This window comes from Desulfomonilaceae bacterium, from assembly GCA_041662605.1.
Taxonomy (GTDB): Bacteria; Desulfobacterota; Desulfomonilia; order Desulfomonilales; family Desulfomonilaceae; genus CAJBEZ01.
In genome coordinates, this window is the sequence record JBAZSD010000014.1 from 43,753 (window position 1) to 68,870 (window position 25,118).

At 48.7% G+C, this 25,118-nt stretch carries 25 protein-coding genes; 11 read left to right on the forward strand and 14 right to left on the reverse strand.

The window, feature by feature from the left end:
• The first annotated feature begins 10 nt into the window (after positions 1-10).
• From WC647_12095 to cyoE, 11 genes are all read left to right on the forward strand, one after another.
• Positions 11-889, forward strand: coding sequence for a branched-chain amino acid ABC transporter permease (locus tag WC647_12095; GenBank protein MFA6223044.1), 879 nt, complete (start codon positions 11-13; stop codon positions 887-889).
• A gap of 11 nt (positions 890-900) precedes the next feature.
• The gene (locus WC647_12100; protein MFA6223045.1) at positions 901-1,338 is read left to right on the forward strand and encodes a hypothetical protein; all 438 of its coding nucleotides are present in this window, start codon (positions 901-903) and stop codon (positions 1,336-1,338) included.
• A gap of 133 nt (positions 1,339-1,471) precedes the next feature.
• Positions 1,472-2,656 carry an ABC transporter substrate-binding protein gene (locus WC647_12105; protein MFA6223046.1) on the forward strand — a complete coding sequence of 395 codons (1,185 nt, stop codon included), beginning with the start codon at positions 1,472-1,474 and terminating at the stop codon, positions 2,654-2,656.
• A 95-nt stretch (positions 2,657-2,751) separates the two neighbouring features.
• Positions 2,752-3,522: an ABC transporter ATP-binding protein gene (locus WC647_12110; GenBank protein MFA6223047.1), complete on the forward strand. Its 771-nt coding sequence runs from the start codon at positions 2,752-2,754 to the stop codon at positions 3,520-3,522.
• 58 nt (positions 3,523-3,580) lie between these two features.
• Positions 3,581-4,345 (forward strand): ABC transporter ATP-binding protein, encoded by a 765-nt coding sequence (locus WC647_12115; GenBank protein MFA6223048.1) that lies wholly within the window; start codon positions 3,581-3,583, stop codon positions 4,343-4,345.
• Between the two features lie 29 nt (positions 4,346-4,374).
• Positions 4,375-6,183, forward strand: coding sequence for a long-chain fatty acid--CoA ligase (locus WC647_12120; protein MFA6223049.1), 1,809 nt, complete (start codon positions 4,375-4,377; stop codon positions 6,181-6,183).
• A 563-nt stretch (positions 6,184-6,746) separates the two neighbouring features.
• Positions 6,747-7,673, forward strand: a complete 927-nt coding sequence (gene cyoA, locus WC647_12125; GenBank protein MFA6223050.1) for a ubiquinol oxidase subunit II — start codon at positions 6,747-6,749, stop codon at positions 7,671-7,673.
• Between the two features lies 1 nt (position 7,674).
• Complete coding sequence (gene cyoB, locus WC647_12130) at positions 7,675-9,702, forward strand: cytochrome o ubiquinol oxidase subunit I (protein ID MFA6223051.1); 2,028 nt, start codon at positions 7,675-7,677, stop codon at positions 9,700-9,702.
• A complete protein-coding gene (gene cyoC / locus WC647_12135) occupies positions 9,703-10,320 on the forward strand; it encodes a cytochrome o ubiquinol oxidase subunit III (protein ID MFA6223052.1) in 618 nt (205 codons plus the stop codon).
• Positions 10,320-10,646, forward strand: coding sequence for a cytochrome o ubiquinol oxidase subunit IV (gene cyoD / locus WC647_12140; GenBank protein ID MFA6223053.1), 327 nt, complete (start codon positions 10,320-10,322; stop codon positions 10,644-10,646). The genes cyoC and cyoD overlap by 1 nt, the downstream gene beginning before the upstream one ends.
• A 2-nt stretch (positions 10,647-10,648) precedes the next feature.
• A complete protein-coding gene (gene cyoE, locus WC647_12145) occupies positions 10,649-11,548 on the forward strand; it encodes a heme o synthase (protein MFA6223054.1) in 900 nt (299 codons plus the stop codon).
• Between the two features lie 130 nt (positions 11,549-11,678).
• On the opposite strand, the gene WC647_12150 is transcribed toward cyoE, so the two are convergent.
• From WC647_12150 to WC647_12215, 14 genes are all read right to left on the reverse strand, one after another.
• A complete protein-coding gene (locus WC647_12150; protein ID MFA6223055.1) occupies positions 11,679-12,269 on the reverse strand; it encodes a carbonic anhydrase in 591 nt (196 codons plus the stop codon).
• Between the two features lie 85 nt (positions 12,270-12,354).
• Positions 12,355-12,777 carry a response regulator gene (locus tag WC647_12155; GenBank protein MFA6223056.1) on the reverse strand — a complete coding sequence of 141 codons (423 nt, stop codon included), beginning with the start codon at positions 12,775-12,777 and terminating at the stop codon, positions 12,355-12,357.
• A 9-nt stretch (positions 12,778-12,786) separates the two neighbouring features.
• Positions 12,787-14,496: an ATP-binding protein gene (locus WC647_12160; GenBank protein ID MFA6223057.1), complete on the reverse strand. Its 1,710-nt coding sequence runs from the start codon at positions 14,494-14,496 to the stop codon at positions 12,787-12,789.
• A 184-nt stretch (positions 14,497-14,680) separates the two neighbouring features.
• On the reverse strand, positions 14,681-15,115 hold the full coding sequence (locus tag WC647_12165) for a response regulator (GenBank protein MFA6223058.1): 435 nt from the start codon (positions 15,113-15,115) through the stop codon (positions 14,681-14,683).
• A gap of 15 nt (positions 15,116-15,130) precedes the next feature.
• Positions 15,131-15,631, reverse strand: a complete 501-nt coding sequence (locus WC647_12170; protein MFA6223059.1) for a CBS domain-containing protein — start codon at positions 15,629-15,631, stop codon at positions 15,131-15,133.
• A gap of 121 nt (positions 15,632-15,752) precedes the next feature.
• Positions 15,753-16,184 carry a response regulator gene (locus WC647_12175; GenBank protein MFA6223060.1) on the reverse strand — a complete coding sequence of 144 codons (432 nt, stop codon included), beginning with the start codon at positions 16,182-16,184 and terminating at the stop codon, positions 15,753-15,755.
• A 49-nt stretch (positions 16,185-16,233) separates the two neighbouring features.
• Positions 16,234-17,973 (reverse strand): ArsB/NhaD family transporter, encoded by a 1,740-nt coding sequence (locus tag WC647_12180; GenBank protein MFA6223061.1) that lies wholly within the window; start codon positions 17,971-17,973, stop codon positions 16,234-16,236.
• A gap of 56 nt (positions 17,974-18,029) precedes the next feature.
• Positions 18,030-19,514, reverse strand: coding sequence for an SLC13 family permease (locus WC647_12185; protein ID MFA6223062.1), 1,485 nt, complete (start codon positions 19,512-19,514; stop codon positions 18,030-18,032).
• Between the two features lie 37 nt (positions 19,515-19,551).
• Positions 19,552-20,109: a CBS domain-containing protein gene (locus WC647_12190; protein ID MFA6223063.1), complete on the reverse strand. Its 558-nt coding sequence runs from the start codon at positions 20,107-20,109 to the stop codon at positions 19,552-19,554.
• 67 nt (positions 20,110-20,176) lie between these two features.
• Positions 20,177-20,548, reverse strand: coding sequence for a response regulator (locus WC647_12195; GenBank protein ID MFA6223064.1), 372 nt, complete (start codon positions 20,546-20,548; stop codon positions 20,177-20,179).
• Positions 20,549-20,810: 262 nt separating this feature from the next.
• Positions 20,811-21,140: a NifB/NifX family molybdenum-iron cluster-binding protein gene (locus tag WC647_12200; GenBank protein MFA6223065.1), complete on the reverse strand. Its 330-nt coding sequence runs from the start codon at positions 21,138-21,140 to the stop codon at positions 20,811-20,813.
• Between the two features lie 31 nt (positions 21,141-21,171).
• Positions 21,172-22,578, reverse strand: a complete 1,407-nt coding sequence (locus tag WC647_12205) for a sigma 54-interacting transcriptional regulator (protein ID MFA6223066.1) — start codon at positions 22,576-22,578, stop codon at positions 21,172-21,174.
• Positions 22,579-22,663: 85 nt separating this feature from the next.
• Positions 22,664-23,761: a glycosyltransferase gene (locus tag WC647_12210; GenBank protein MFA6223067.1), complete on the reverse strand. Its 1,098-nt coding sequence runs from the start codon at positions 23,759-23,761 to the stop codon at positions 22,664-22,666.
• The gene (locus tag WC647_12215; GenBank protein ID MFA6223068.1) at positions 23,733-25,043 is read right to left on the reverse strand and encodes a glycosyltransferase; all 1,311 of its coding nucleotides are present in this window, start codon (positions 25,041-25,043) and stop codon (positions 23,733-23,735) included. Before WC647_12215 ends, WC647_12210 begins: the two co-directional genes overlap by 29 nt.
• Positions 25,044-25,118 lie beyond the last annotated feature (75 nt).

Consider the following 25,118-nt stretch of genomic DNA (forward strand, 5'->3'; position numbering starts at 1 on the left):
GAGGATATGAATGAACTTCCTGATGGATTTAATCGTTGGCGGTTTGGCGATTGGCGCCTGTTACGCTTTAATAGCCCTGGCGATGGTCATTATTTACAAGACGTCTGAAGTGCCGAATTTCGCCCAGGGTGAGATGGCCATGATCGCCACGTTTGTGGCCTACACCATGATAGCCGGTTACGGAGTGGGTTTCTGGACAGCGGCTGCGCTCACACTCATTTTCGCGTTCATTTTGGGCGCTTTGTTGGAGATCTGTTTCCTCCGGCCCGCCGACAATCCAGGTGTCCTTGGGTCCATAGTAATTACCCTCGGAGCCGAGATGATCCTTTATGGGATAGCAGGCTGGAAATGGGGAGCCAATCAGAACCCTTTTCCTGTTCCTTTTTCCGAATACTCCGGGATAAACATTGGTGGAGTCATAATTACCGAAATAAACCTTTGGACGGTAGTGGTGAGCCTTGCCGTGATGGTCATTCTCTTTCTGTTTTTTCGGTTCACCAAACTTGGAACAGCCATGAAGGCGGTTCAACAGAACCCTTTCGCCGCCAAAGCCATGGGTATACCGACTCGACGAATTCTCACATTCACTTGGGGTTTGAGTTCCATGACCGGCGCTATCGCAGGCATGTTGATTGCTCCAATGGCCACACTTGATCCGAATATGATGCTGGATCCAATGCTCAAGGGCTTCGCCGGGGGAGTGCTCGGAGGATTAACGAGCTTGCCCGGAGCGGCCGCGGGCGCTTATTTGCTGGGAATAATCGAAAATCTTTTCGGAGGGTACGTATCGCTGGAGTTTAAATCACTGGTGGCCTTTGGTGTAATAGTGTTGATCTTGTGTGTGAAACCTTCGGGCCTGTTTGTGAAACATTATGAACGCAAGGTGTAGGTATCCTCAAAGTGAAACGTAGATTTTTCATTGTTTCCGTCATTTTGAAACTCGTGATCATTCCGTCATTTCTTTCATTGCATATATTGTCGTGGGCCGGTTCCCAGGATGATTTACAGGCCGTAATCAAAGACTATTTTGAAGCTGAAATGAGCCGGAACGCGGATAAGGTATGGAATCTGCTAGCTCCGTCTTCAATATTCAAGAAATTTTATTCATACGAGAACTACCTTGAATTGTGCCGTTCGAATCCGATCAGAGTCCTGGGTTATGAACTCAAATTTCCGCCGGAGATTTCCGAAAATAACGATAAGGGAAACTTGCCCAATGTTGAGAAAATCGGCACGGTGGTAATTAAAGTTCGCCTAAAAGGCGATTCGGGAAAAGAGAGTGAAAACATAAGCGTGTTTATTTTCCTCTTTGAGAATGGCTCCTGGTACAAGGGTTAGAGCGCTTGCTTGTTTTGAAGGGCGTTATCATTACACGTGATGAGAAAAACTCTCATCAATCATCCTTACAAATCGGTTAGCCCGGTGAAGCGGATTTGCTCCGGTTAGTCTGAATAAGAAAAAGGAGTAGTTAATGAAAAAAGGCCTGAAGAGATTGGTGGTTTTAGCGGTTCTAGTGGGGCTGACGATTACCGTCAACACCGCTTGGTCTGCTGACAAAGTTAGAGGGGTAAGTGACACTGAAATCCTGATAGGTCAGTGGGGTCCCCAAACAGGTCCCGCGGCTCTATGGGGCGCGGTCGCTCGAGGAACAGGCGTGTTTTTTGATCTGGTTAATGAAGAGGGTGGAATAGCCGGTCGAAAAATCAAGTACTTCCTTAGGGATGACTCTTATCAACCAGCCAAGACCAAAGCCATCGCAAAAGAATTTGTGGAAAGCATAGGGGTGTTTGGTGTCGCTTCCGGAGTCGGCACCTCTACAGGCATGGCGGTCCGCGATTACCTGATGGAAAACAAGGTCCCATGGGTTGGCCCTGCTACGGGATCCGCCCATTGGTCGGTTCCACTACAAAAATATCTGTTCGCTGTCTACCCGCGGTACACTGACGAAGCCTATCTCCTGACGCAGTACCTCGTCGAAAAGATGGGTAAGAAGAAAATAGCCTTTTTCTACCAGAATGATGATTACGGAAAAGAAGGTCTGCTGGGCGCCCAAAAATACGCCAAAAAGGCTGGAATTCAATTGACCGCTGAAGTTCCCGTAGAGGTTACCGACACAGATCTGAAATCCCATGCCTTAAAGCTCAAAGAAAGCGGCGCCGAGGCGGTGATACTCTGGATACTGCCCAAACACGCTGCAATAATACTTGGTCAGGCCAAAGCCGCGGGTTATGAGCCCCAGTGGGTAGCGAGTTCCACTCTTTCGGATTCCCACTTGATGCACAAAATCACAAAGGGTCTGTGGGCTGGAGTCGTTTACGCAAACTTCCTGAACGTGGAAAGTCCTTTGGTAAAGAAATATCTCGAAGCTCAGAAAAAATTCGCTCCGAATGAACAATACACTGGAATTTTCTTCCTTGCCGGCTTTGTCTTTGTTGAGCCGATGGTTGAGGGTCTGAAAAGAGCAGGTAAAGACTTGAATCCCGATACTTTCGTGAAGGCCATGGAAACTATTCGACACTGGAACGATTGGTTGGGATACGACTGCACGTTTACTCCAGAAGACCATCAGGGGATGAAATCTGTTTTCATATCGAAATGTGGTCCTAACGGAGAGCCGATTAAGATGTCTGACTGGCTCACCTACAAGGGTGAATGATTGTTGCGCTAGTTTCTGATGAGGCGCGGGTCGTAAATGGCGAATTCCCGGCCGCGCCTCAACGAATAAAAATCAAGGGCGTTTAATTATCCAAAATGGCTCTGCTGTCACTGAACAATTTGTTGGTTTCTTTTGGTGGTCTTGTGGCTCTCCATGGGGTTTCCATGGAGGTGGAAGAAGGACGGATATTCTCGATCATAGGACCGAACGGCGCCGGTAAGACCACTATTTTTAACTGTATCAGTGGGATCTACAGACCTACGAAAGGTAAAGTCATCTTCAAAGGTCAGGATATAACCGGCAAAAAATCTCACCATGCGGCAAGTCTTGGTATTGCTCGAACCTTTCAGAACATAGAATTGTTCGGGGGCCTGACCACAATGGATAATTTGCTCCTGGGACGTCACATTCATATGAAAACAGGCGTTTTTTCAGGAGCTTCGTTCTTGGGGAGGAATTTTCGAGCCGCAAAGGAAGAATGCCATCACCGGGAAGTGGTGGAACGGATCATAGAATTCCTCGAAATTGAGGCTTATAGGGATTCCTTCGTGTCCTCATTGCCTTATGGTGTTAGAAAACTGGTCGAGTTGGGTAGAGCGCTGGCCATGGAACCTACTCTCTTGCTGCTGGATGAGCCGACAGCAGGAATGAACCAGGAAGAAAAACGGGACATGATGTTCTGGATCCGGGACATTCGTAATGACTTTAAAGTCACAATTGTCATGGTTGAACATGACATGAATCTGGTCATGGATGTTTCAGACGAGGTGATGGCGCTGAACTTCGGAGTGAAGCTGGTTCAGGGTACGCCGGATGAAGTCAGAAACCATCCTCAGGTGCTCGAAGCCTATCTTGGACAGGATTAGGACCATTTAATCAATATGACAAGTTCACGCTGAATCAAGATCGAAGAAAAGCGGAGCCATGCTCGAATTACGAAACGTTGAAATCTATTATGGCAAAATTATGGTGGTCAGAGGCCTGTCTCTAAAAGTGGAACAAGGCCAGATTCGAGCCATTCTTGGCGCTAACGGAGCCGGCAAGAGTTCTACTCTCAAGACCATTATGGGTTACATCGAGGACCAGCCCGAAAAGGGCTCGATCTGGTTCGAGGGAAAACGCATCGATGGTATGAAAACCGAAAAAATAGTTCCCCTCGGAATAGCCTACGTTCCCGAAGGGAGAGAAGTTTTTCCGGAACTTACGGTCAAAGAAAACCTGATGATGGGCGCCTATACCAGGAGAGACAGGGATATAGACACCGACTTGCAACAAGTTTTTAGTTATTTCAAAGTGCTGAAAGACAGGCTGAAACAATTAGCAGGAACACTCTCCGGTGGAGAGCAGCAAATGCTTTCGATCGCTCGAGCCCTGATGTCCAGACCCAAGCTGATGATTCTCGATGAGCCGTCTCTTGGACTGTCCCCTTTGTTGGTCTCGGAAATATTCGACATCATAAAATCCATAAACCGCGCCGGCGCCACTATCCTTCTGGTGGAACAAAACGCTCGTAAAGCGTTGTCCATAGCGGATCACGCGTTTATCATGGAATCCGGACGAATCGTGCTTGAGGGAACTCCCGAGAAGCTCTCGGAAAACGAGGACGTTCAGGAATTTTATCTTGGCGTAAAACAGGAAACTTCGGTCAAGGGATTCCAACGCTACAAACGCAAAAAACGATGGCGTTGATCAGAAATAATAAACCTGGATAAATTTCTATGTTTGACACTAATTTGACAATCGCTCAAATGTTTCTGGCCAGAGCGCAAGTTGCGCCCGATAAAGTCGCTTTAAGACGAAAATACCTGGGCGTATGGCGCGACATAACATGGTCCGATTATCTGAGAAACGTGAAATATACCTGTCTGGGACTGGTTTCTTTAGGTTTGGAAAAAGGCGACCGAGTCGCTGTAATTGGTGAAAACAGACCGGAATGGCTTTATGCGGACCTCGCTACTATGGCGGCGGGAGCTGTTACCGTTGGAGTCTACACTACAAGCTCCGTTACTCAGTGTGAGTATGTTGTTGGGCACTCCGAAGCAAAGTTCTATATCGGAGAAGATGAGGAACAACTGGACAAGGCTCTTGAGTTTAGGGACAAAACCCCTGAACTTAAGAAAATAATCGTTATGGATACCAAAGGCCTCAAGCGTTTCTCCGACCCCATGGTTATGACCTTTGACGAATTGCTAAAACTTGGGGAATCTATGGAGGAAAAGAACCCGGATCTGTTTGAAAAATTAACTAATAATACAAACTTGGATGATATGGCGCTGATCATCTATACTTCCGGGACAACCGGCCCTCCCAAAGGCGCTATGCTTTCTCATCACAATATCACCTGGACAACAAAATCCATTGGCGACGCTACACCGATCTTTGAAACCGACGAACTACTGTCGTTTCTGCCTCTAAGTCACATTGCGGAGAGAATGTTCAGCGTTTTTCTTCCAATACGATACGGGTACACTGTCAATTTTGTGGAAAGCACTGACACCATTCAGGCGAACTTTCAGGAAATTTCGCCCACGGTTATCTTCGCTGTGCCAAGAATTTGGGAAAAATACTATTCAACAATCCGCATTAAAATGGCGAACTCGACCTGGTTCAAGAAAGTCTGCTACTCCATCGCCGAGAAAATAAGCCTGCAATATGGGAAGGCCCGATTTCAGTCTGGGGCGGCGCCTATATATTTGAAAGCTCTACGGTCAATCGTGAATATCTTGATCTTTTACAAGCTCAGGGAACGTCTTGGGTTTGAAAGAGTCAGGCTCGCCGTATCGGGGGCAGCTCCAATTTCGCCGGATGTCCTGAGATACTTTCATGGTATCGGAGTTCCTTTGAGGGAAGTTTACGGCCAGACTGAAGGATCAGGCCCTACGTGCATTCATCGGGGAGACGACATTGAATTAGGTAATGTCGGGCCGGCCTTGCCCGGCGTTGAAGTCAAAATAGCCGACGATGGTGAAATACTCGTTAAGGGCGGCAATGTATTCATGGGGTATTTCCGAAACCCTGAGGCTACAACTGAAACGATACTGGACGGATGGCTTTGTTCAGGCGATGTTGGGCGCCTTGACGACAAAGGTTTTCTGAAAATCACGGATCGGAAAAAAGACCTGATCATTACGGCAGGCGGGAAAAACATTGCCCCTCAGAACATAGAAAATCAACTGAAGTTCAGCCCATACATCAATGACGCAATTGTCATCGGTGACAGGCTGAAATTCATATCGGCCTTAATTGTGCTTGATGAAGAAAACGTAGTCCAGTTTGCTCAAGACCACAAGATACCGTTCACCACTTATGAAAGCCTCACCAAGGCCCCGGAAATAGTAGAACTCATCGATTCCGAAATCCAGGAAGTCAACAAGAGCCTGTCTCATGTGGAGACAGTCAAGAAATTCAGGATTGTTCCCAAGAAGCTCTATGAAGAGGACGGCGAAGTAACTCCTACAATGAAAGTAAAGCGACGCCACGTAAACAAGAATTTTGGGGATCTGATTAAAGCGATGTATAAGAGCTAGCAAATTAAAGGTCGGGGTTTCGGACTGCCTACGAGATTAATGCGCCACGCGTCCGTTAACCGCGAACCAACGTCTGTCACAACAGACGGAGGCGTAAATGTGAAGTCTTCGAGGCGGAGAATAATAAAGGGATTCAAGAATGCCGTTCAGGCGCCGTTTCCCAATGGTAGCGACTGGAACTGATGTGCGGAATTGATCTACGAAGTTAATCAAAAGAGCAATAAACGCACAGGAGATAACATACTTAACTTACAGAATAAATCGGCAGACATAAACAATATGGGGCGAATCTGCCATGTCTTCTCTATTAATCAAAGTGTTCACATCTTGCGGCGCTGCGCCGATCTATCCTGATTACAAGAAAATCCGTCTCTATAACCTGTTGATATTGAGTAACTTGTTATAAGCGTCAGCAGCGGGCTGATAATCTGGCATAGGATTTGCCTCTATAGATTTTGATAACATAGAAATTCTATGCCCGGTAACTTTAAATTGGAGCTACGTCAGGGAGTCACCGCGGAGCCGCGATTCCGGGTCAAGACCCTTGAGGCTTTGGGGGATAAATGAAGAGAAACAGATATTTCGTTTTTGTCGGCTTGTCATCCCTGTGCGCCGTAACTTTCCTTGGAGGTTGCGACACGATACTCTTGTTGAACCCCAAAGGACCGATCGGCGAGTCGGAGCGGTTCGTCATCATTACAGCCATAGCGCTCATGCTGATCGTCCTCATTCCCGTCTTCATCATGGCTTTCTGGTTTCCCCTAAAGTACAGGGCTTCCAATATCAAATCGACTTATATGCCTAAATGGAACCATTCGGCTAAAATCGACTTTTTCATGTGGGCGGTTCCCATTGGCATTGTCACGGTTCTTGCGATTCTGGCCTGGACCAGGACCCATTCTCTGGATCCCTATAAGCCTATACCTTCGGCCAACAAGCCCATCAACATCGAAGTCGTCTGTCTGGACTGGAAATGGCTCTTCATCTACCCGGATCACAATATCGCGACTGTCAATCAAATCACTTTTCCCGTCAACGTTCCGGTCAGCTTCAAAATCACCTCTGACACCGTAATGGCTTCCTTCTTCATCCCGCAACTGGGCAGCCAGATTTACGCCATGGCAGGCATGCAAACCCGATTGAGCCTCCTGGCTGATAAACCAGGGACTTATGCCGGGCAAAATCAGCAATTCACCGGTCGCGGTTTCGCTGACATGCATTTCCAGGCGAATGCGGTTTCCAGTGAAGAATTTAAGTCGTGGGTGCAAAAGATCAGACAATCTCCGGAAAAGCTTGATCTGGCCCGATATGAGGAGTTGACAAAGCCGAGCGTCGGTTACCACCCCGTGACCTATTTCTCTTCAGTCAAGCCCGATCTGTTTGTGTATATCCTGCGCAAATTCAATCCGACTATGGGAGAAAATCACGGGGCTATGGGCGGAGAATCGGTTTCTACTCACGCAGGGACCGATGTTTCGGAGGAAAATTGAGATGTTTGGAAAGTTAAGCCTTTCAGCGATTCCGTATGATAATCCGATCACGATGGGCGCCGTAGGTGGTGCGGTTGTCCTCGGCCTGGTGATAATGGCCTTGATCACCTACTACAGAAAGTGGACCTACCTGTACAAGGAATGGCTGACCAGCCTCGACCACAAAAAGATCGGGATCATGTACATTATTCTCGCATTGGTCATGCTGCTGCGCGGGTTCGCCGACGCCATTCTGATGCGCTCTCAGCAGGCCGTCGCCGCGGGCGGTTCCCTTGGCTTCTTGCCCCCTGATCACTTCGACCAGATATTTAGCGCTCACGGCTCGATCATGATCATGTTCATGGCCATGCCGTTTATGGTCGGGTTGATGAATATCGTTACGCCGCAGCAAATCGGCGCACGCGATGTAGCCTTTCCCTTTATGAATTCGCTCAGTCTCTGGCTGACCACGGCAGCGGCATTACTGGTCATGGTATCTTTGGGGTATGGCGAGTTTTCCAAAGCCGGATGGTCGGGATATGCCCCGCTGACTGAACAGGAATACAGCCCCGGCGTGGGGGTGGACTATTGGATATGGGCCTTCCAGATCTCCGGTATTGCTTCAACCATGACCGGTATCAATTTTCTCGTCACCATCGTGAAGATGCGGGCTCCCGGCATGAAACCCATGCGGATGCCGTTGTTTGTTTGGACCACTTTTTTCACCATGGTGCTCATGGTTTGGGCATTCCCGGTTCTGACGGTCGATCTCGTCCTGTTGACACTCGATCGCTACCTGGGCATGCATTTTTTCACCAACACGCTCGGCGGCAATTCGATGATGTATGTCAACCTGTTCTGGACCTGGGGCCATCCCGAGGTTTATATCCTGATCCTGCCGGCTTTCGGGATCTTTTCGGAAGTCGTAGCCACTTTCTCTGGAAAACGGCTATACGGCTACACATCGATGGTCTATGCCACTGCGGTCATCACGGTCCTGTCCTTTTCCGTCTGGTTGCATCATTTTTTCACCATGGGCGCCAGCCCCAACGTCAACTTATTTTTCGGTATTGCGACCATGTTGATTGCCATCCCCACCGGGGTAAAGACCTTCAACTGGCTTTTCACCATGTATCGTGGCCGCATAAGGTTTACTACGCCGATGTACTGGACCCTGGCGTTTATTGTGACCTTCGCCGTCGGCGGGTCTTCAGGCGTAATGATGTCTATACCACCGGCTGATTACGTGCTTCACAACAGCCTGTTTCTGATCGCTCATTTCCACAATGTGCTGATCCCCGGCTCCCTGTTCGGCTTTTTCGCAGGTTTTTATTATTGGTTCCCCAAGGCCATGGGCTTTCGTTTGAACGAAAATTGGGGCAGACGCGCCTTCTGGCTCTGGCTGATCGGCTTTTATCTCGCTTTTGCTCCCCTGTACGTGCTGGGTTTCATGGGTATGCCCCGTCGTATGGCGCATTATGCCAACGCGACTTGGCATCCCTATCTGATCGTCGCCGCATTGGGCGCCGCGGTGATCCTGCTCGGCATCGTCTTTCAGGCAATTCAATTGTTTGTCAGTATTAGGGAGCGCCGCGCCCTCGCTGATCCGACAGGCGATCCCTGGGACGGCCGCACGTTGGAGTGGATGACATCGTCTCCTCCAGCGGTCTATAATTTCGCGAAAATACCTATCGTAGAAGAAGTCGACGCATTTATGGACATGAAGGAAAGAGGCGTCGCATACCAGCGGCCGGATCAATATACCGATATCGAAATGCCGAAAAACACGCCGCACGGCCTTATCATAGGCGCATTGGCTTTCGTGTTCGGGTTCGCCATGATCTGGCACGTCTGGTGGCTGGCCATACTGGCTGCCCTGGGTATTCTTTTCACGGTCATTGCCCGCTCAATGGATGATGACATCCATTACATCATACCCGCCGCCGAGGTTGAGCGGATCGAAAATGAACGCTATCTACAGTTGGGATCCATCGTAAATAGACGTCGCACATACGATCAGACCATCCCAGAACCTGTAGCGGAGATGTAAATGATGACAACAGACGTTTCAACCTTAGGCGCCACTAATAACCTGGAAGTTGAACACACCGATACGGTCGCGATTCAGACATTCGGTTTCTGGATCTATCTTATGAGCGACCTCATCCTGTTTGCGACGCTCTTCGCTACCTTTGCCGTCCTGGGGACCAACTATGCCGGCGGACCGACGGGGAAGGAATTGTTTGACCTGCCTTATGTGTTGGTTGAAACCCTCTTCCTGCTGTTCAGTAGCGTGACCTTTGGTCTGGTGATGTTGGCCGTGCGCGACGGCGTGAAAAAGTGGGTTCTGATTGGACTCACCGTCACGTTTCTGTTGGGGCTCGGATTTGTCTCCATGGAAATCAACGAATTCCACCGCATGATTGCCGAGGGCCATGGACCGGACCGCAGCGCCTTCCTTTCGAGTTTTTTCACCCTGGTAGGGACTCACGGTACCCATGTGACCTTTGGGCTGATCTGGATGGCGGTCATGATGGTTCAGGTGGTCGCCAAAGGTTTAACCTCTCCCGTTCAATCACGGCTGATGCGTCTGAGTATGTTCTGGCATTTTCTGGATATCATCTGGATCGGCATTTTCAGTATCGTCTACCTGATGGGGGTTGTGTAATGAGTCAAGCATCCATCGACAGCGTCGGCGCAAGCAGGGGAAGTCTCAAATCTTACGGCGCCGGCTTCGTTCTTTCCCTCATTCTGACCGCCATTCCGTTTGCATTGGTGATGAGCGGCGCCCTGTCGCCCTGGATGACCCTGGCCGGCATATTCAGCGCCGGCTTCGTGCAGATTCTGGCGCACATGCATTACTTCCTGCATCTGGACACTTCATCGGCGGAGCGTTGGAACGTGGTGGCGCTGATGTTCACTTTAGTGATCATGGCCCTCTTTGTCGGAGGAAGCATCTGGATCATGTATGATCTGTATTATCGAATGATGTGAGAATGCCTGGAAGGATCAAAAACTATCTGCTCATTGCCAAGCCGGGGATCGTTTTGGGCAATCTGATCTCCGCTGCCGCCGGCTTTTTTCTTGCCTCCAGGGGGCGGGTTGACGGCCTTGCCCTCCTGGTGACTCTCATCGGCATATCCCTGGTTGTCGCTTCCGGTTGCGTTTTCAACAACTGTATCGATAGAAAAATAGATCGAAAAATGATCCGGACGCGCGGCCGAGCGCTTGCCAGAGGGCTCATCTCACTGAAGATCGCAATATTCTACGCCACGATTTTGGGCATTTCGGGACTGGCGCTGCTCTGGGTGGCGACAAACCTGCTGTCCGTTGTCATCGTGCTGGCGGGCCTTGTGATTTACGTGGTCGTCTATAGCCTGTACATGAAACGCAATTCAGTCTACGGGGCATTGATCGGCAGTCTGGCGGGAGCTGCGCCGCCCCTCGCCGGATATTGCGCAGTCTCCGGTCGCTTCGACATGGGAGCGGTGATATTGTTGTCGATCTTCAGCCTGTGGCAGATGGGTCACTGCTACTCCATCGCCGTTTTTCGGCTGGATGATTACGCCGCTGCGGCGATCCCGATTCTGCCGGTCAAGCGGGGAACAACCGCCACTAAAAGGCATATTGTTGGTTATATCCTCGCTTTTATGGCGGCTACTCTGATGCTGACCCTCTGGGGGTACACAGGTTATAGAGCCTTTGCCGTGGCGACCGTGTTGGGACTTTCCTGGCTGTATATGGCCTGGTCCGGCTTTGAAGCCTCCGATGAGCGGCTCTGGGGCAAAAAGCTTTTTATCTTCTCCATTCTGACCATATTCATTCTGAGCGTCATGATTTCAATCGATTTCACAGCGCCTGAAGCGTCAGAAATGCTTCTGAGCTATGCTCCGTAGTCCGGAACGCTGCAGCGTCCACTGGAAAAAAGAAACCGCTCGACCGCCTTTCTATGTTTTTAGAATCAAACCCCTCACTCCGGGAGTTGGCGGAAAATAACTATTGGAATGATTTGCCGAATAAATGTTTTCAATCCCAATCAACGTGTCCGCTCCCAATGTCATAATGGGCGCCTATTATTTTTAGGGAGCCATCTTCTACGGCTTTTTTCATGGACACACTCTTGTCAGTAAGATGATCCTTAATGTAACGTACATTAGCGCGGATACACTCGTCCAATAGCTCGTCCATCTCCATGTCGGGATAAATCCTGCGAGTTTCCTCCACAACAGGCGCAATCCGTTCAGCGAGAGATTTAATGTGCCCTTGCATTTCGTGACCCTGAACAACAGCGGTTACGGCTCCACATTTGCTGTGTCCCAGCACAACCACCAACGCGACCCCCAGATGAGACACGGCGTACTCAAGACTCCCCAACTGCTCCACCCCGGCTACATTTCCGGCTACACGAGCCACAAAGATATCCCCGATGCCGCAATCAAATAGCATTTCGACCGGAACACGGGAGTCAGAACACGCCAAGACTGCGGCAAATGGCTTCTGGCCATTCTCCGCAGTGTGAATTCGTCTATGTTCATGGTGTTCGTGTCCTGTGTGGGCGCCTTGTGTGAATCTTAAATTCCCTGCTTTAAGCAACTCCAGAGCTTCGTTGGTCGTCATTGATATACTCCCAGCCGGGGCCGTTTGAAGCCAGTGACAATCACAAGCCTGATTGAAATCCTGAATACGCTGTAAATCCATATTATTAGTCGATGTCGCCATTATCGGTAGGGAGGGTTTTGCGCTCATGCGCCTGCCAGATTTTGGCCATGAGATCCTCAAAATCGCATGGTTTTGTAAGGTAGTCATAAGCGCCGAATTGCATCCCGTCCCGGGCCGCCTGTTCCGACCCGTGTCCGGTAAGCATTATAACCTCCATTTTTGGAACCATTTTCTTGAAGATCTTCAGAACCTCTATTCCGTCCATATCGTCCATTTTCAAATCCAGGACCGCCACATCAAAATCTTCATGCCTCGCCAGTTGAATCCCCTGCGTCCCGTTATTGGCTATTTTGACAAGGAAGCCCTTTCTTTGAAACCTCCTGGCCAAAACACTCACGTACGCCTGTTCATCATCAACCAGCAACAATTTGATTTGATTTGTGTCACTAACAAGATCAGAACTCATTGTTTCCCTCTAGTGGCCCGTTTTCTCTTCCCGGGCCTTGGGTATCGGAAACTTTACATGGAAGGTGGTTCCCATGCCTTCAGCCGTGTTCACGCTTATGTCTCCACCCAATTTCTTCACGATTCCATAACAGATGGAAAGGCCTAGCCCCGTGCCTTTGCCGACCGGTTTTGTAGTGAAGAAGGGATCAAAAATCCGCGGTAGAACGTAACTGGGGATTCCCGGTCCGTTGTCAGCCACATCAACAACCAGGAAATCACCTTCCTGCCTCGTCGATATCTTGACTGCGCCGCCTTTTGGCTCGATGGCGTCAATGGCGTTGTTTATCAGATTGATGAATATCTGTTGCGCTTCCGAAGGAGACACCCGGATCGTGGGTAGTCCATCGGCGAATTGAGCCTGTATTTTGACGCTGCCCGAACGGACCCGCTGTTCGCAGAGGGATATAGCTTCACGGGTGATATCGTTAACGTTGACTTTCTTGGGTATTGGATCCGTTTTTCTGGCGAAACTTAACAGCTTGTGGGTGATCTGTTTGCAACGCACTCCCTGGGCCTTTATCTGAGCCAGGGACCTTTGAAATTCGTCCACCATCGGTATGGATTCGGGACCGGCGTCTGTTATCAGATCCTGCATCCAACCAGCTTCTTCCAGCATGACCGCCACCGGATTATTGATTTCGTGCGCTATGCCGGCTGCCAGTTCTCCCACTGAAGCTAATTTTCCGGCCTCAATAAATTTCTCGGTCATCATCTCCTTTTCCTGGTCAGCCTGTCTTATTCGCTTTACCAGTCTCTTTGAAAGGAGAACAGCAACAACGATTATGCCTATGACTCCCACGAAGAATATCAGGACACTTACGGTTCGAACCAGGTAGAGGGCCTTGTAAGCGTCGGACTCAGTTTGCTGGAAGGCGAGTACCCAGTCTCCATTCTTCAGTCTGGACATGACGTGTATGACACCCTTACCGTCTACTTGAGAATTGGAGACTATGCCTTCCTGCTCGTTGTCCCGAGTATCCGGAGACAGAAAATTCAGGTATGGGTCTTTCAGGGGTGGAACCTCGGTTCGCGGCTTGGTCTGAAATTCGCCTTTCTTGTTCAGGATGAACGCGAAGCCCGTTTCCCCGATTCGTATGTTTTCAACCAGTGAATTGAACTTGTCGAAGTCAACAGTGGCCCTTAGCAACCATTGCCTGCCGTTGTCACTACCCCTGACAGCGACTATAAAATGCGGAATTCCCCGAAGCCCTGGAAAAACATCGCTGATGTAGCTGGGTTGCTGAATCGCTTCCTTGAACCAGGGGGCTTCGGCGTAATGGGCCCGTTTGAGATCGTATGGGCCCGCGTATGCGATCTGAATTCCTTGATCGTTAACTATCCCGAGGTCTACCAATGCGTCACTGGAATTCTTTTGCAGAGACTGGAGTTTTTCTTTCAGGAAATCGTTATTTGCAAGTTGATCAAGGGTGTAGGAGTCTTTCATTACTGTGATATCGGCCAGTCGTTCACGAAGAAAACTATCGATATTTTGTTTATGCTTCTTGTTTAATACCTGAAGATGTTCAATAACCTTGTCCTGGTATGATGTCTGCGAAAAATGCCTTATGGTGAGTGTGATCAAGATTAGAGGAACTACCGAAACACCGACAATTATCAAAACGATATTTCTCGTTAAAGATCTGTAATATGAATCAGTTGTCTTTTCGCTGCTATTCATAAACGGCCTCCGCCGAAAGCGAGAGTGACCCGTAAAAATGTTGATTGATAAGCCCTTAATGGAGAGGGGAGACTTGGGCTTCGAAGGATGCAGTCCGTGATTTTCGGCATTGATTTGATCTCCATCAGTCTTCCCTGATCATGCGGAAGAGTTTAGATATAAAAACTATGATCGGGATCGTGTCTCACCTGGCTCTTTGACCTCGTAACTGTTTCCCTGTGGCCTCCAATATTTTGTCGAGATGTTCCTGATGTCTTTTTCTTGCAGCGTCCAGTTTAGTGGTCAGCTCGTCAATCTCGCAAGGCTTCATCAAGTAGTCAAAAGCTCCCAGTTTCATACCGTCAATCGCCGTTTCGAAGGTGGCGTGTCCAGTGAGCATGATGACTTCCGCGATGGGATGGGCCCCTTTAATAAGCCTAAGCGTTTCTATGCCGTCCATTCCGGGCATTTTTACATCGAGTAAAACCACCTCAATCGAAGGGTCTTCATCGAGTTTATTGAGTCCCTCCTGTCCACTATGGGCGGGGACGACCTCAATGTCTCTAAGAGCGAGTCTCTTTGAGAGCGCAGAGACAAAGCTCTCCTCATCGTCTATCATAAGCAATTTTGTAGTAATCATGGCGGTTTTCCTAAATTACAGGTGAAGTCGTCTCATAAGGATTTCTTTTTGATCGATGATCTCTTTATCAAAAAGAATAGCAGCGACGGCGTTAAATATGTCGGCCAGCTTGACTACCCCTTGCAATTTGTTGTTCTCCAGTACTGGAACAACTGATATCCCGTGTTCCATCATGACGTCCAATGCCTTGATAATAGGGTCTTCGGCCTCAACTGCTCCGGCAAAGGGAGTTACAAGCTCACTCACCGGTCTTGTCGCTCGACTGGTGTCACAGGGAGAGTCGGACGAATCGCACAATGTCCTGACCTCTCTTAGTAGATCAATCAGGTGAACAAATCCTATTACGTTGTAATCATCATCAACTACTAAAGGGGTCGAATGCCCATGCTGCAATTTTTTTTCTTCAGTGCCTATTCGCAGGATTTTAATGGCTGTTTCCACATCGGTTTCAACAGACAGGATCGGCCACTCGCCCGGTTTGATCATCAGCTTAGAGACAGGAACGGAATATGGCATAATTCACCTCACATCCAATGTTGTGTAGCGCCGCACGGCTCGTTTATTCTCAACGTCACTAGGTTGAGTGATCATTAACCAAGTAGTCCGGCGCACGGTATCTGTAATACGAGTCAAAATATCAGTCGCCTCTGCGGTGATATATACTCATAGCCCTAGCTTCGGCAATCTTTGCCTCCTGAGCGGCCTTCTTGTTTTTCGCCTCGCGAACCTTGGCCATGAGGACGTCCATGTCACAGGGCTTCATCAGGTAGTCCAGAGCGCCCACTTTCATGCCGTCTATGGCGGACTCGACCGTAGCGTGCCCGGTCAGCATGATCACTTCGATAAGCGGATATCTTGCTTTTATAGCTTTGAGGGTTTCAATACCGTCCATCCCCGGCATCTTTACGTCGAGCACTACCACGTCCGTTGTGGAGTTCTGCTCCAACTTCTCGAGCGCCTCGGGTCCGCTCAAGGCTATAGCCACCTCTAACTCCCTTAATTTGAGCCGTTTGGCCAGGGCTTCGACAAAAGGCGATTCATCATCCACCAACAAGACCTTTGCTATCATCGTGTATTCTCCTTCATCTTACGGAATCGTAAACTCACGGTTTTTAGTGTCAGTATCTCAGGAGCAGGAAAACGGAAGAGATAATGAGACTGATAAGTGTGATAGGCGCCGCCTCTTTCAGAAATTGCCCAAAGGTTATCTTGTGCCCAGCCTTTTCGGCTATCCCAGTGGTGACAACGTTAGCTGACGCTCCGATTATGGTTCCATTACCTCCAAAACACGCTCCAAGCGCTAGCGCCCACCAGAGTACACCCGACTCCGCTCCTGGAATCTCCTTGTTCAGAAAAGCTACTATTGGGAGCATTGTGGCGGTATAAGGAATATTGTCGATGATTGCGGAAGAGATCCCTGATACCCACAGGATGACAAGCACCGCCAACCATAGCCTTCCCTGACAGACATCCCTTATCCAGTCGGCTATGACCTGCAATATCCCGGTTTGCTCAGCGCCTCCCACGACTATAAACAGCATAATGAAAAAGACTAGGGAGGGCCATTCGATCTCCTTTTCAAGCATCTCGACTATATCCATCTTGCAAAGGAGAACTATGACGGCCGCTCCAAAAAGCGCAGCGACACTGACCTCCATGTGTAAAAAGCCGTGAGCGACAAAAAGGGCGATCACACCTAGAAGCACTGCGCCGCCAAGCGTTAACAGCTTGCTGTCTGTGATCTTGTATTTCTCTTTCAGGAATGCAAGCATCTTAGGTACATCTTCGACCTTCGCCCTGTGATAGTCAGCTCCGTAGACAAATTTGTTGTAAATAATCTGGGCGACCATGACCGCAATGACAACCGGGGTAAGATTGATCACAAAATCATTGAACGTGATCCCCGCGTAAGACCCGATCATAATATTTGGTGGGTCACCAATAAGCGTGGCCGTGCCGCCAAAGTTAGAGGCCAGAATTTCCGGGAGCAGGAAGACAAAAGGTGAGACCTTCAGGACAAGGGCGATCTCCATTGTGACAGGAGTAAGAAGCAGCATTGTCGTGACATTGTCCAGGAAAGCGCTCGTCGTTGCTGTAACAACGCACAGAACTGAGGCCAGGAGGAATATGTTTCCTCGAGCAACCTGGAAGGATTTATACGCCAGCCACTGAAAAACACCTGATCCCTTGAGGACCCCCACGATTATCATCATGCCCATCAAAAGAAAAATCACATTCCAGTCGACGCAGTGAATCGCCTGTTCGTACGTGAGAATATTGTATGCGTCATTGAACGTGCCGAAAGTGTGAGTGATCAAGAGGATTAGGGTGGCTCCTAAAAACGCCGCCAATGTCCTGTGCACTATCTCGAAAGCTATGAGCACATACACGCCGAGAAATACAACCAATGCTATCCAGAATGCGGACCCCTGCATCCTCTTCATTTGAACGGTAGTGTTGGCGACCCACCTGTGGACCCCGTCTTCCGCCACCCCGTCGTCCAGAACCTTCAATGTGAGCAGTTGGGATGGTTTGAAGCTTGGCCGGGTGACTTTTAATTCCCATTTCCCTGACTTGATTTTTTCCTCAGTTGTCGGGACTTCGATCCGGAACAGGCCATTCTTGCCGGTTGCATAGTCCTTTTCTGCTTCAGCTCCGTGACCAGTGGCCAAAAATGGTTTCCCATTAAGATACGGCAAAATATTCGCGTCACTTAGAGCGCTTCCCGATGAATCAAGTATCTTGCCCTGGATTACCAAAACGTCTTTGGCTGGGTCCGTTTTCTCGGCTGAAGTTACGCCTGCGATCGCCATTAACGAGCATATTATTAAAAGGCAAAAAATTAACTTACGCCTCATTTGCGATTCCTCTCTTTTTGAACCTTGTTACATGTCGCCTAACTAAACAATCTGTTTCACATCACTTTCGGGATGGTCGTCGGCATTCCCAGAACCGGCCAGATCACGTAGCAGGCCAGGGCGCAGACTGCCATAAGGATGACGCTGGCGAGGCAGCCGTATCCAAAGAATTCACCACTGGTAAACTGTTTGGAATCATAAGCTATGGCGTTAGGCGCTGCGCCCACCAGCAATATGAATGGCATACCCGCTGTCATCAAACAGGCGTACATAACCACTGTGGGATCGACACCCAGATACTTGGATATTACAAGGGCCACCGGTAAAGCGATCGCGATTGCGGCCACGTTCATAATGAAGTTGGTTAGTATCATGACGAAAAACGCCACGCTCACAACAAATACGAGCCAATGGGCGTTCTTGAACATCGCCAGCCAGTTTACGGCCATCCATTCAGCGGCTCCTGTTTGCCACAAACAATAACCAATGCTCATAGCGCCTGAGAATAACAGGACTATGTTCCAGGGGATCAATTCCAGATCTTCGATGTCGAGGATGTTCAAGACAAAAAATAGCACGGTAGCTACCAGGATGATCGCTGTCTTGTCTATTTTTCTAAGCGCTGGAATGGTTACCTGGAGAGACATGAAGATTATTGCCGCAAATATTATGATGAGACTCAGGATTTCCTTCCTGGTTATTGCCCCTAGGTTGGCGCTCAATTCTTTTACCCGCTCCTTCAATCCTGGAATGTTTGATTTTTCAGGTTTAAAGAAGACTGCAAAAAACACCCAGAGCAGGAACACCATCAACAGGCCAACAGGCGCCATATAATAGGTAAGTGTAAAAAAGGGTGTGTCCACTCCGGTCATTTCCTTGAAAAATCCGAGAGCGACAATGGCCCTTGCCGAGCCTAACAAGGTTATGACACTTCCAGCCCCGCACACATAAGCCATGCCCATAAAAAGGCCCTTACCGAACTTTGTAGGTTTGTCTCCTTCTCCGTAAAGGCTTACAACAGCGAGCAGCAGGGGATAAATGGTCGCGGCTACCGCTGTGTGGGCCATTATTAATGTCAATGCTGTGATAAGCAAATATATACCAAGATAAATAGTGGTTGTCTTCTCGCCGATGGCTCCAAGCATCTTGTAAGCCAGACGTTTGGTAAGACCGGTCTTTGTGAAAACCAGACCGATGACAAGGCAACTGAAAATGAACAGGACGGCCGGGTCCATAAAATCGTTAAACGCCTCTTTAGCGGGCCGGATCATGAACAGGGCCTGGGTTATGCCTATCACCAGACTGGTGACACCAATCGGGACCACCTCAAAAACCCACCACACACCGGCAAGCATAAAAACCGCTATTGCCCCCTTACCTTGAACGGATAATGGGAAAGGCTTGCCGGCCGGATCAATCGCGTCCGGCCACTGGGGTGAATAGTAGATCACTATAAACAGACCTACGCCTGTGAATAGCGCAATTAAGCGGGTCCAGTTAATCCTCATTCCACTGGTAAGAGTAGCAGCTTCCGCGCTCATAGAAGGAATCCTCCTGAATTCTCAAGCTTCAAAATGATTATTGATTTTTGCAGAACTTTATCCGCTTTGTTATTTCGTCGAAGACGTCCACCAAACGTAAAATGCCAACTACCTTGGAGCCGGATGTCACCAGCAACGACTGGTGATGCCCAAGAATGATCTGATGAACCGCTCTGTTCAAAGTCGCGTCAACGTCCACCGTTTCTCCTTCGAGAGGGGAGGCCACGATGGCGCCCACGTTGAGAGCGCCGGCTTTTCGACAAAGATCATCAAGAGGAGTTTCCCAAAGTTCAAACTTGTCCATTACCGATTTGAGAAACTCTGCGCTCAAACCAAAACCTGACACTTTTCTCAGTTCTCCCAGTTCGGTGTATTTTGGTTCAAGGCTTCTTAGAACATCGATCTTGCCCATCTTGCCGATTACTTCACCGGAACTGCCTTTAACGAGCAAAGCTCTGTGAGGGCATTTCCCGGCTTCATAGTCTCGCTCAGACTCCTCGAGTTTGAGGACAGCGTCATAGAGTGTCGCTGTGTCGGCAATGGTTGAATATTTCTCCACTGGAATCATCAAATCCCTGACTCGAATACTTTCCATTAGGGTCGCCTCCTGAATGCATTCCATTATAAGTTCGCGTGAATCCTTATGTTTACGTGCGCCTGATTCACAAGGGCTTTCCAGTTCCAACCTCCCGCAACCGATCAATAAGGTCGCCAATGTTCGTCGGTTTTGGGAGACAATCGTAAATCCCCATTTTCATGGCCTTAATTGCGTAATCTGAAGAAACATGAGCCGTCAGTATGATAACGGCCAGTTCAGGGCGTAATCTCTTGATCTCTCCGAGCAGGCCCAGGAAATTGCTTCCATCATCCGGATCTCCAAGGATCAGCGCCTGTACTTCCGGGTTCTCAATTGAAACAAGGGCTTCCGCTGCGTCCGTTAGGATTTGGACCGGAAAACCTGCGTTTTCCAATCGCTTGGCCAGGGCCTGCAAGAATTTCTCCTCCTGGTCCACCAGAAGAATGCGTGAAGCCATACTGCCGACTCCGAAAAAATCGGGACTTTAAATTAAAACTATCTTGGAAAATGGGGGTTCGTGAGTTCCAGCAGGAACACGAAACTTAAGCAGGAATATAGGCAAACATTGTGCCAAATGAATATTAGTTGAAAAAGCAGTGGGTTAGCTTATTAGGGTGGGTTGTAATGATACAGGCGTGAAACGTATCACGAAACAATATGAGACAAAGTGGGACATATCAAGACATCATGGAATGGCAGCGTTACAGGGACCGCTGAAATCACATCAAAATGGCCCCGGAAACCAGATCCCCCATTCTGAAGCAATCTATTATTCTTTCACAGCTTCCTACGACCGAATCTATTACGCGTACTTTTTTCCAGGACAAATACTGGTAAAATTCTTCCTCTATGCCACAACAAATAACCACATCTACCTTTTCTCTCAGGATCAATTCACACAAGGATTCAGGAGAGGCGTGCGCCATAACCATCAGCCTCTGCTCACCTATCGATCCGTCATCCTGTATATTGAATATCGTAACTTCAGGCGCAAGATCGAACCGAGGCGCTATTTCGTCCCCTTTAAGGGGTATGAGAACTATTTTCATGTGTTTTACCGAATACCGGCCTTTGGCGTTCTTATGGGACCATTGAATAGGTCTTCATTTTTCTCCACAACGTGCTACGTCCCAGCCCAAGCAATTTGGCGGCTTTGGCCCTGTTTCCGCGTGCCTTCACTAAAGCGTCCATTATCATTTGTCTTTCAACATCAGGCCAATCGAGATTCCGGCTCTCAGAAGAAGGGTCAATAACAAATTCCTGTTTTTCCATGGATATTGATGGTTGGACTTCCACGGTCTCTACCACCGGCGATTTAACATAAGTGGGAATGTGGTCCGACTGAATTTGGTCCCCTTCACAGAGATTTACAGCAAACTCCACGATATTTCTCAATTCCCGAACATTGCCGGGGAAGCTGTAATTCAGGAGGCTTTTCCGAGCCGCCACGCTAAATCCTGATATCTTTTTCCTGAAACGTGAATTGAAGTGATGGAGGAAATGGTCCATGAGCATGTTTATGTCGTCTCCACGTTGCGAAAGAGGAGGCAACTGGAGTCTTATTACATTGAGTCGAAACAGGAGATCTTCCCGAAACCTCCCTTGTCGGGTCATGCCTTCAAGGTCTCGATGGGTAGCCGCAATTATTCTCACGTCAACGTGAATTCCTCTGGAGCCTCCTAGTGGATAGATGACCTGGTCATCCAGGAAAGACAGGAGCTTAACTTGTAGATTTAGTGGGAGGTCTCCAATTTCAGTAAGATAAAGAGTCCCATTGTGGGCGAGTCTGAATCGGCCAGGCTTGTTTTCAATGGCGCCGGTGAACGCTCCTTTTTGATGGCCGAATAATTCGGATTCGAGCAGACTTTCCGGTAATGCTCCGCAATTGACCTTTACAAATGGGCCTCGAGATCTCTGGGAAGCGTTATGAATGGCCTCAGCTACAAAATCTTTACCAGTTCCTGTTTGACCTGTGATTAAAACTGAGGAATCCGTTTGGGCGATAGCGGGGAGCAGCCTGAAAACCCTTAACATTTCGGGGCTGTTTCCGATCAATTTCCCGAAAAAGAACCTACCTCCGTGATCGTCGGTCTTTTGCAGATAACGCATGTCCTCAACGGACTTGATATAGCCGAGGATTTGACCTTGATCTCCTATGAGAGGGGCTGTTGTGACACGGATCGGAATCTTTTCCCTGTTTCGATTGATGATGTTCGCTTCCAGGCAAACCGAACCGCCTTGGGGACTGAGGCTTCTGGCCGGACATCCATCGAGGCATAAGTTGGTCCTCAAAGCGAAGCAACAGGGTATGCCGCTAACCTCCTGATTCACAAAACCCGTAAGCGCTTCCAGCGCCCGATTCATTAGAACAACTTTCAGGCCTGGATCAACGACCAAAATACCGATTGGCGCTTCATTGATAAACTGGGATAAAGCGATCGGTTGGTCAAGCAGGCCATGAACTTTGGCCGTTCGAAATTTTCCCATGTCCTAAATCGCCTTGTTAGGTTCGTAATCTTGTTGATTATGTCACATTAGCGCCGGATGCGCCTCTGATCAAGGCCGGAAACATTCATCCGGAGCATTGTTTTTTTCTCACCGTGTCAAGGATAATTTCCTCAGTGATCTTAACTACATGTTCGAGCGAAAAACATTCGGCCGAGGTTTCGCGCGCCCTTTGGCTCATTAAATCCCGAGTTTTATCGTCCAGTAAAAGGCTTGCCATGGATGTCGCCAATGCCTCTGGCGATCCAGGAGCGACCAGCAGGCCGTTTACCCCATGTTCTATAATTTCCGGAATCCCTCCTACAGACGTGGCTACAACCGGCAAACCACTTGACATGGCTTCGAGTATAACCTGCGGGAAACCTTCTGAAACCGATGACAGCGCAAATATCCATGAACGCCTGAGGAAAGGCCGCACATCTCTTACGCCTGGAACGAACTCTATGAGATCTGACAGCCCACCGGCGCAAATTTTTTCCTGAACCTTCGAATCCAGATATCCCTGTCCAATCATTATCACGTGAACGTTTTCGACGAGTGTTCGGAGACGACTGAAAGCTTCGATCAATGTGAAGGGGTCTTTTTCCTTGACCAACCTTCCAACAAAAACAACCGTAGGTCGAGACTCCCGACAGGACAAATCCGGCGTAAAAAAATCGGTGTCAACTCCGTTTGGAGCTACCGCCACTCGCTTTGGATCAACTCCGTGTCTCTTGATAACAAACTCTCGCAGGGCGTTGGCGTTGCATATCAGTTTGTCGGTTAATCGCCACAAAATGGATTCAAACTGTTGTTCTTTCCTCCCTCTCCAACTCGAGATTACAACAGAATCCGTAGCCACGGCAGCGAAAATACGTCCCCATATATTTGGGACCGCAGTCATCGTGTAGAGCACATCGGGTTTGTGACGCCTCAGTCTCCAGAAAAAATTCCATAGCGCTCGCGGAGTTACCCATGAATTCCTGCAAAGATATTTTACCGGCACACCCGAAGCCTCTGCCATAGGTAGCATTTCTTCTCCGCCCCTTAGCACCCAGAGTTCCAAATCGAAAAGATCCCGGTTCAAATGGTTGAGCAGGTGTAGGGCGTACCTTTGAGTGCCCCCGAATTCCAGGTCCTGTACGGTAATGACCGTTCTATAAGGTGGTTTGAGATTGGTTTCCATGAATTTGGTCAATAAACAGATCAAATATTTTCGTGTGGTTCTTTTCCTGATCGAATTCCCGCAGGACAAGTTCTCTGCCCTTGGCAGCCATGCTGAGCGCATTGTCGCGATCATGTACCATTGCCAGAATTGCGTCAGCCAGAGATTGCGGGTCATTTTGACCCACCAGTAAACCGGTTTCCCCGTTATGTATCACTTCCGGAATGCCGCAAACATCGGTCGCGACAACGGGAAGTCTATGAGCCAGAGCTTCCATTATGACTGTAGGCAGACCGTCCCTGTCACCACTGCTATGGACAGCGCTCGACATCACAAACACGTCGGCTGAGCAAAACAAATCAGAGACAAAATTGTAAGGGACAAACCCCGGAAAACTTATATAATCCGTCAATCCCAACTTGCGAGCAAGATGTTTGAGTTGTAGCCTTCGCGGCCCGTCCCCGGCAAGAGTCAACCTGAAGCTAAGGCCTGAGTCCTTTAGTATCTTACAGGCGTGCAGTAGTATATGAAACGCCTTGATTCTGTCGAATCGGCCCAAAGCGAGAATCTTGTACGGGGGCGTCATCAGGACGGGCGCCTCAGCGGCTTTCTCCAGAGGGACGCCGTTGTAGATACCGAAGATCTTACCTTTCGACGAAGGGGCGATTTGTTCCAGGTACGGCACGTTTGTCATATTGTCTGAGATAACAAACTTGGCCGCTTCAATCTTTTCTTTTAGAGCCCCATCAGGCGGATATATGTCTCCGGCCCTGGCAGTAAAACTGTAGGGAATTCCAGTCAATTCGGAAGCCACCCAGGCTGCTGTCGCAGGCCCCATAGCCCATGCAGCGTGGATGTGATCAAAACCTTGTTCCTGAAATTGCCTTGCGAGAATAAAACCGCACAAAAAACCGAAGATATTTTCTCCCCCAAATTCGATTGATTTCCAGCGCCTAAATGGGATGGTTCTTATCAAGCGCTTTGTTAACTTGTTGTTTTTGTGGAACCAATAGGCGAGATCCACTGGAAGTTTTTTCAACGCGGGTATCCCTAAATGCTCGACCTGGTCTGTCGGGACTGATTTCATTTCTGGAGAAAGTTGGGTCCTAAGTTCTCCATAAAGCGTAAAGACCTTTAGTGATAGACCCATTTTCCATAGATTCAGAACCTCTCGGAAAATGAAGGTTTCTGATGGTTTTGGGAACCAGAGAGCAAGATAGGCTATTCGCGGTGAGTTCAACTTTCGGTCACTCTCATTCAAAGCGTAATTTATAATTATAACTCCTACGTAAACTACTTTCAAACTCTTATTGCCGGACTCAAAAAAATTAAAATTTGTAAGCTTCTAGCTTCAACTTTGACCGCTGTTATGATAAAT

Excerpts from the sequence above, each read along its gene's own strand:
- WC647_12095 (MFA6223044.1), top strand. The coding sequence starts at position 11 with ATGAACTTCCTGATGGATTTAATCGTTGGCGGTTTGGCGATTGGCGCC.
- WC647_12105 (MFA6223046.1), top strand. The coding sequence starts at position 1,472 with ATGAAAAAAGGCCTGAAGAGATTGGTGGTTTTAGCGGTTCTAGTGGGG.
- WC647_12110 (MFA6223047.1), top strand. The coding sequence starts at position 2,752 with ATGGCTCTGCTGTCACTGAACAATTTGTTGGTTTCTTTTGGTGGTCTT.
- WC647_12115 (MFA6223048.1), top strand. The coding sequence starts at position 3,581 with ATGCTCGAATTACGAAACGTTGAAATCTATTATGGCAAAATTATGGTG.
- WC647_12120 (MFA6223049.1), top strand. The coding sequence starts at position 4,375 with ATGTTTGACACTAATTTGACAATCGCTCAAATGTTTCTGGCCAGAGCG.
- cyoA (MFA6223050.1), top strand. The coding sequence starts at position 6,747 with ATGAAGAGAAACAGATATTTCGTTTTTGTCGGCTTGTCATCCCTGTGC.
- cyoB (MFA6223051.1), top strand. The coding sequence starts at position 7,675 with ATGTTTGGAAAGTTAAGCCTTTCAGCGATTCCGTATGATAATCCGATC.
- cyoC (MFA6223052.1), top strand. The coding sequence starts at position 9,703 with ATGATGACAACAGACGTTTCAACCTTAGGCGCCACTAATAACCTGGAA.
- cyoD (MFA6223053.1), top strand. The coding sequence starts at position 10,320 with ATGAGTCAAGCATCCATCGACAGCGTCGGCGCAAGCAGGGGAAGTCTC.
- cyoE (MFA6223054.1), top strand. The coding sequence starts at position 10,649 with ATGCCTGGAAGGATCAAAAACTATCTGCTCATTGCCAAGCCGGGGATC.
- WC647_12150 (MFA6223055.1), bottom strand. The coding sequence starts at position 12,269 with ATGACGACCAACGAAGCTCTGGAGTTGCTTAAAGCAGGGAATTTAAGA.
- WC647_12155 (MFA6223056.1), bottom strand. The coding sequence starts at position 12,777 with ATGAGTTCTGATCTTGTTAGTGACACAAATCAAATCAAATTGTTGCTG.
- WC647_12160 (MFA6223057.1), bottom strand. The coding sequence starts at position 14,496 with ATGAATAGCAGCGAAAAGACAACTGATTCATATTACAGATCTTTAACG.
- WC647_12165 (MFA6223058.1), bottom strand. The coding sequence starts at position 15,115 with ATGATTACTACAAAATTGCTTATGATAGACGATGAGGAGAGCTTTGTC.
- WC647_12170 (MFA6223059.1), bottom strand. The coding sequence starts at position 15,631 with ATGCCATATTCCGTTCCTGTCTCTAAGCTGATGATCAAACCGGGCGAG.
- WC647_12175 (MFA6223060.1), bottom strand. The coding sequence starts at position 16,184 with ATGATAGCAAAGGTCTTGTTGGTGGATGATGAATCGCCTTTTGTCGAA.
- WC647_12180 (MFA6223061.1), bottom strand. The coding sequence starts at position 17,973 with ATGAGGCGTAAGTTAATTTTTTGCCTTTTAATAATATGCTCGTTAATG.
- WC647_12185 (MFA6223062.1), bottom strand. The coding sequence starts at position 19,514 with ATGAGCGCGGAAGCTGCTACTCTTACCAGTGGAATGAGGATTAACTGG.
- WC647_12190 (MFA6223063.1), bottom strand. The coding sequence starts at position 20,109 with ATGGAAAGTATTCGAGTCAGGGATTTGATGATTCCAGTGGAGAAATAT.
- WC647_12195 (MFA6223064.1), bottom strand. The coding sequence starts at position 20,548 with ATGGCTTCACGCATTCTTCTGGTGGACCAGGAGGAGAAATTCTTGCAG.
- WC647_12200 (MFA6223065.1), bottom strand. The coding sequence starts at position 21,140 with ATGAAAATAGTTCTCATACCCCTTAAAGGGGACGAAATAGCGCCTCGG.
- WC647_12205 (MFA6223066.1), bottom strand. The coding sequence starts at position 22,578 with ATGGGAAAATTTCGAACGGCCAAAGTTCATGGCCTGCTTGACCAACCG.
- WC647_12210 (MFA6223067.1), bottom strand. The coding sequence starts at position 23,761 with ATGGAAACCAATCTCAAACCACCTTATAGAACGGTCATTACCGTACAG.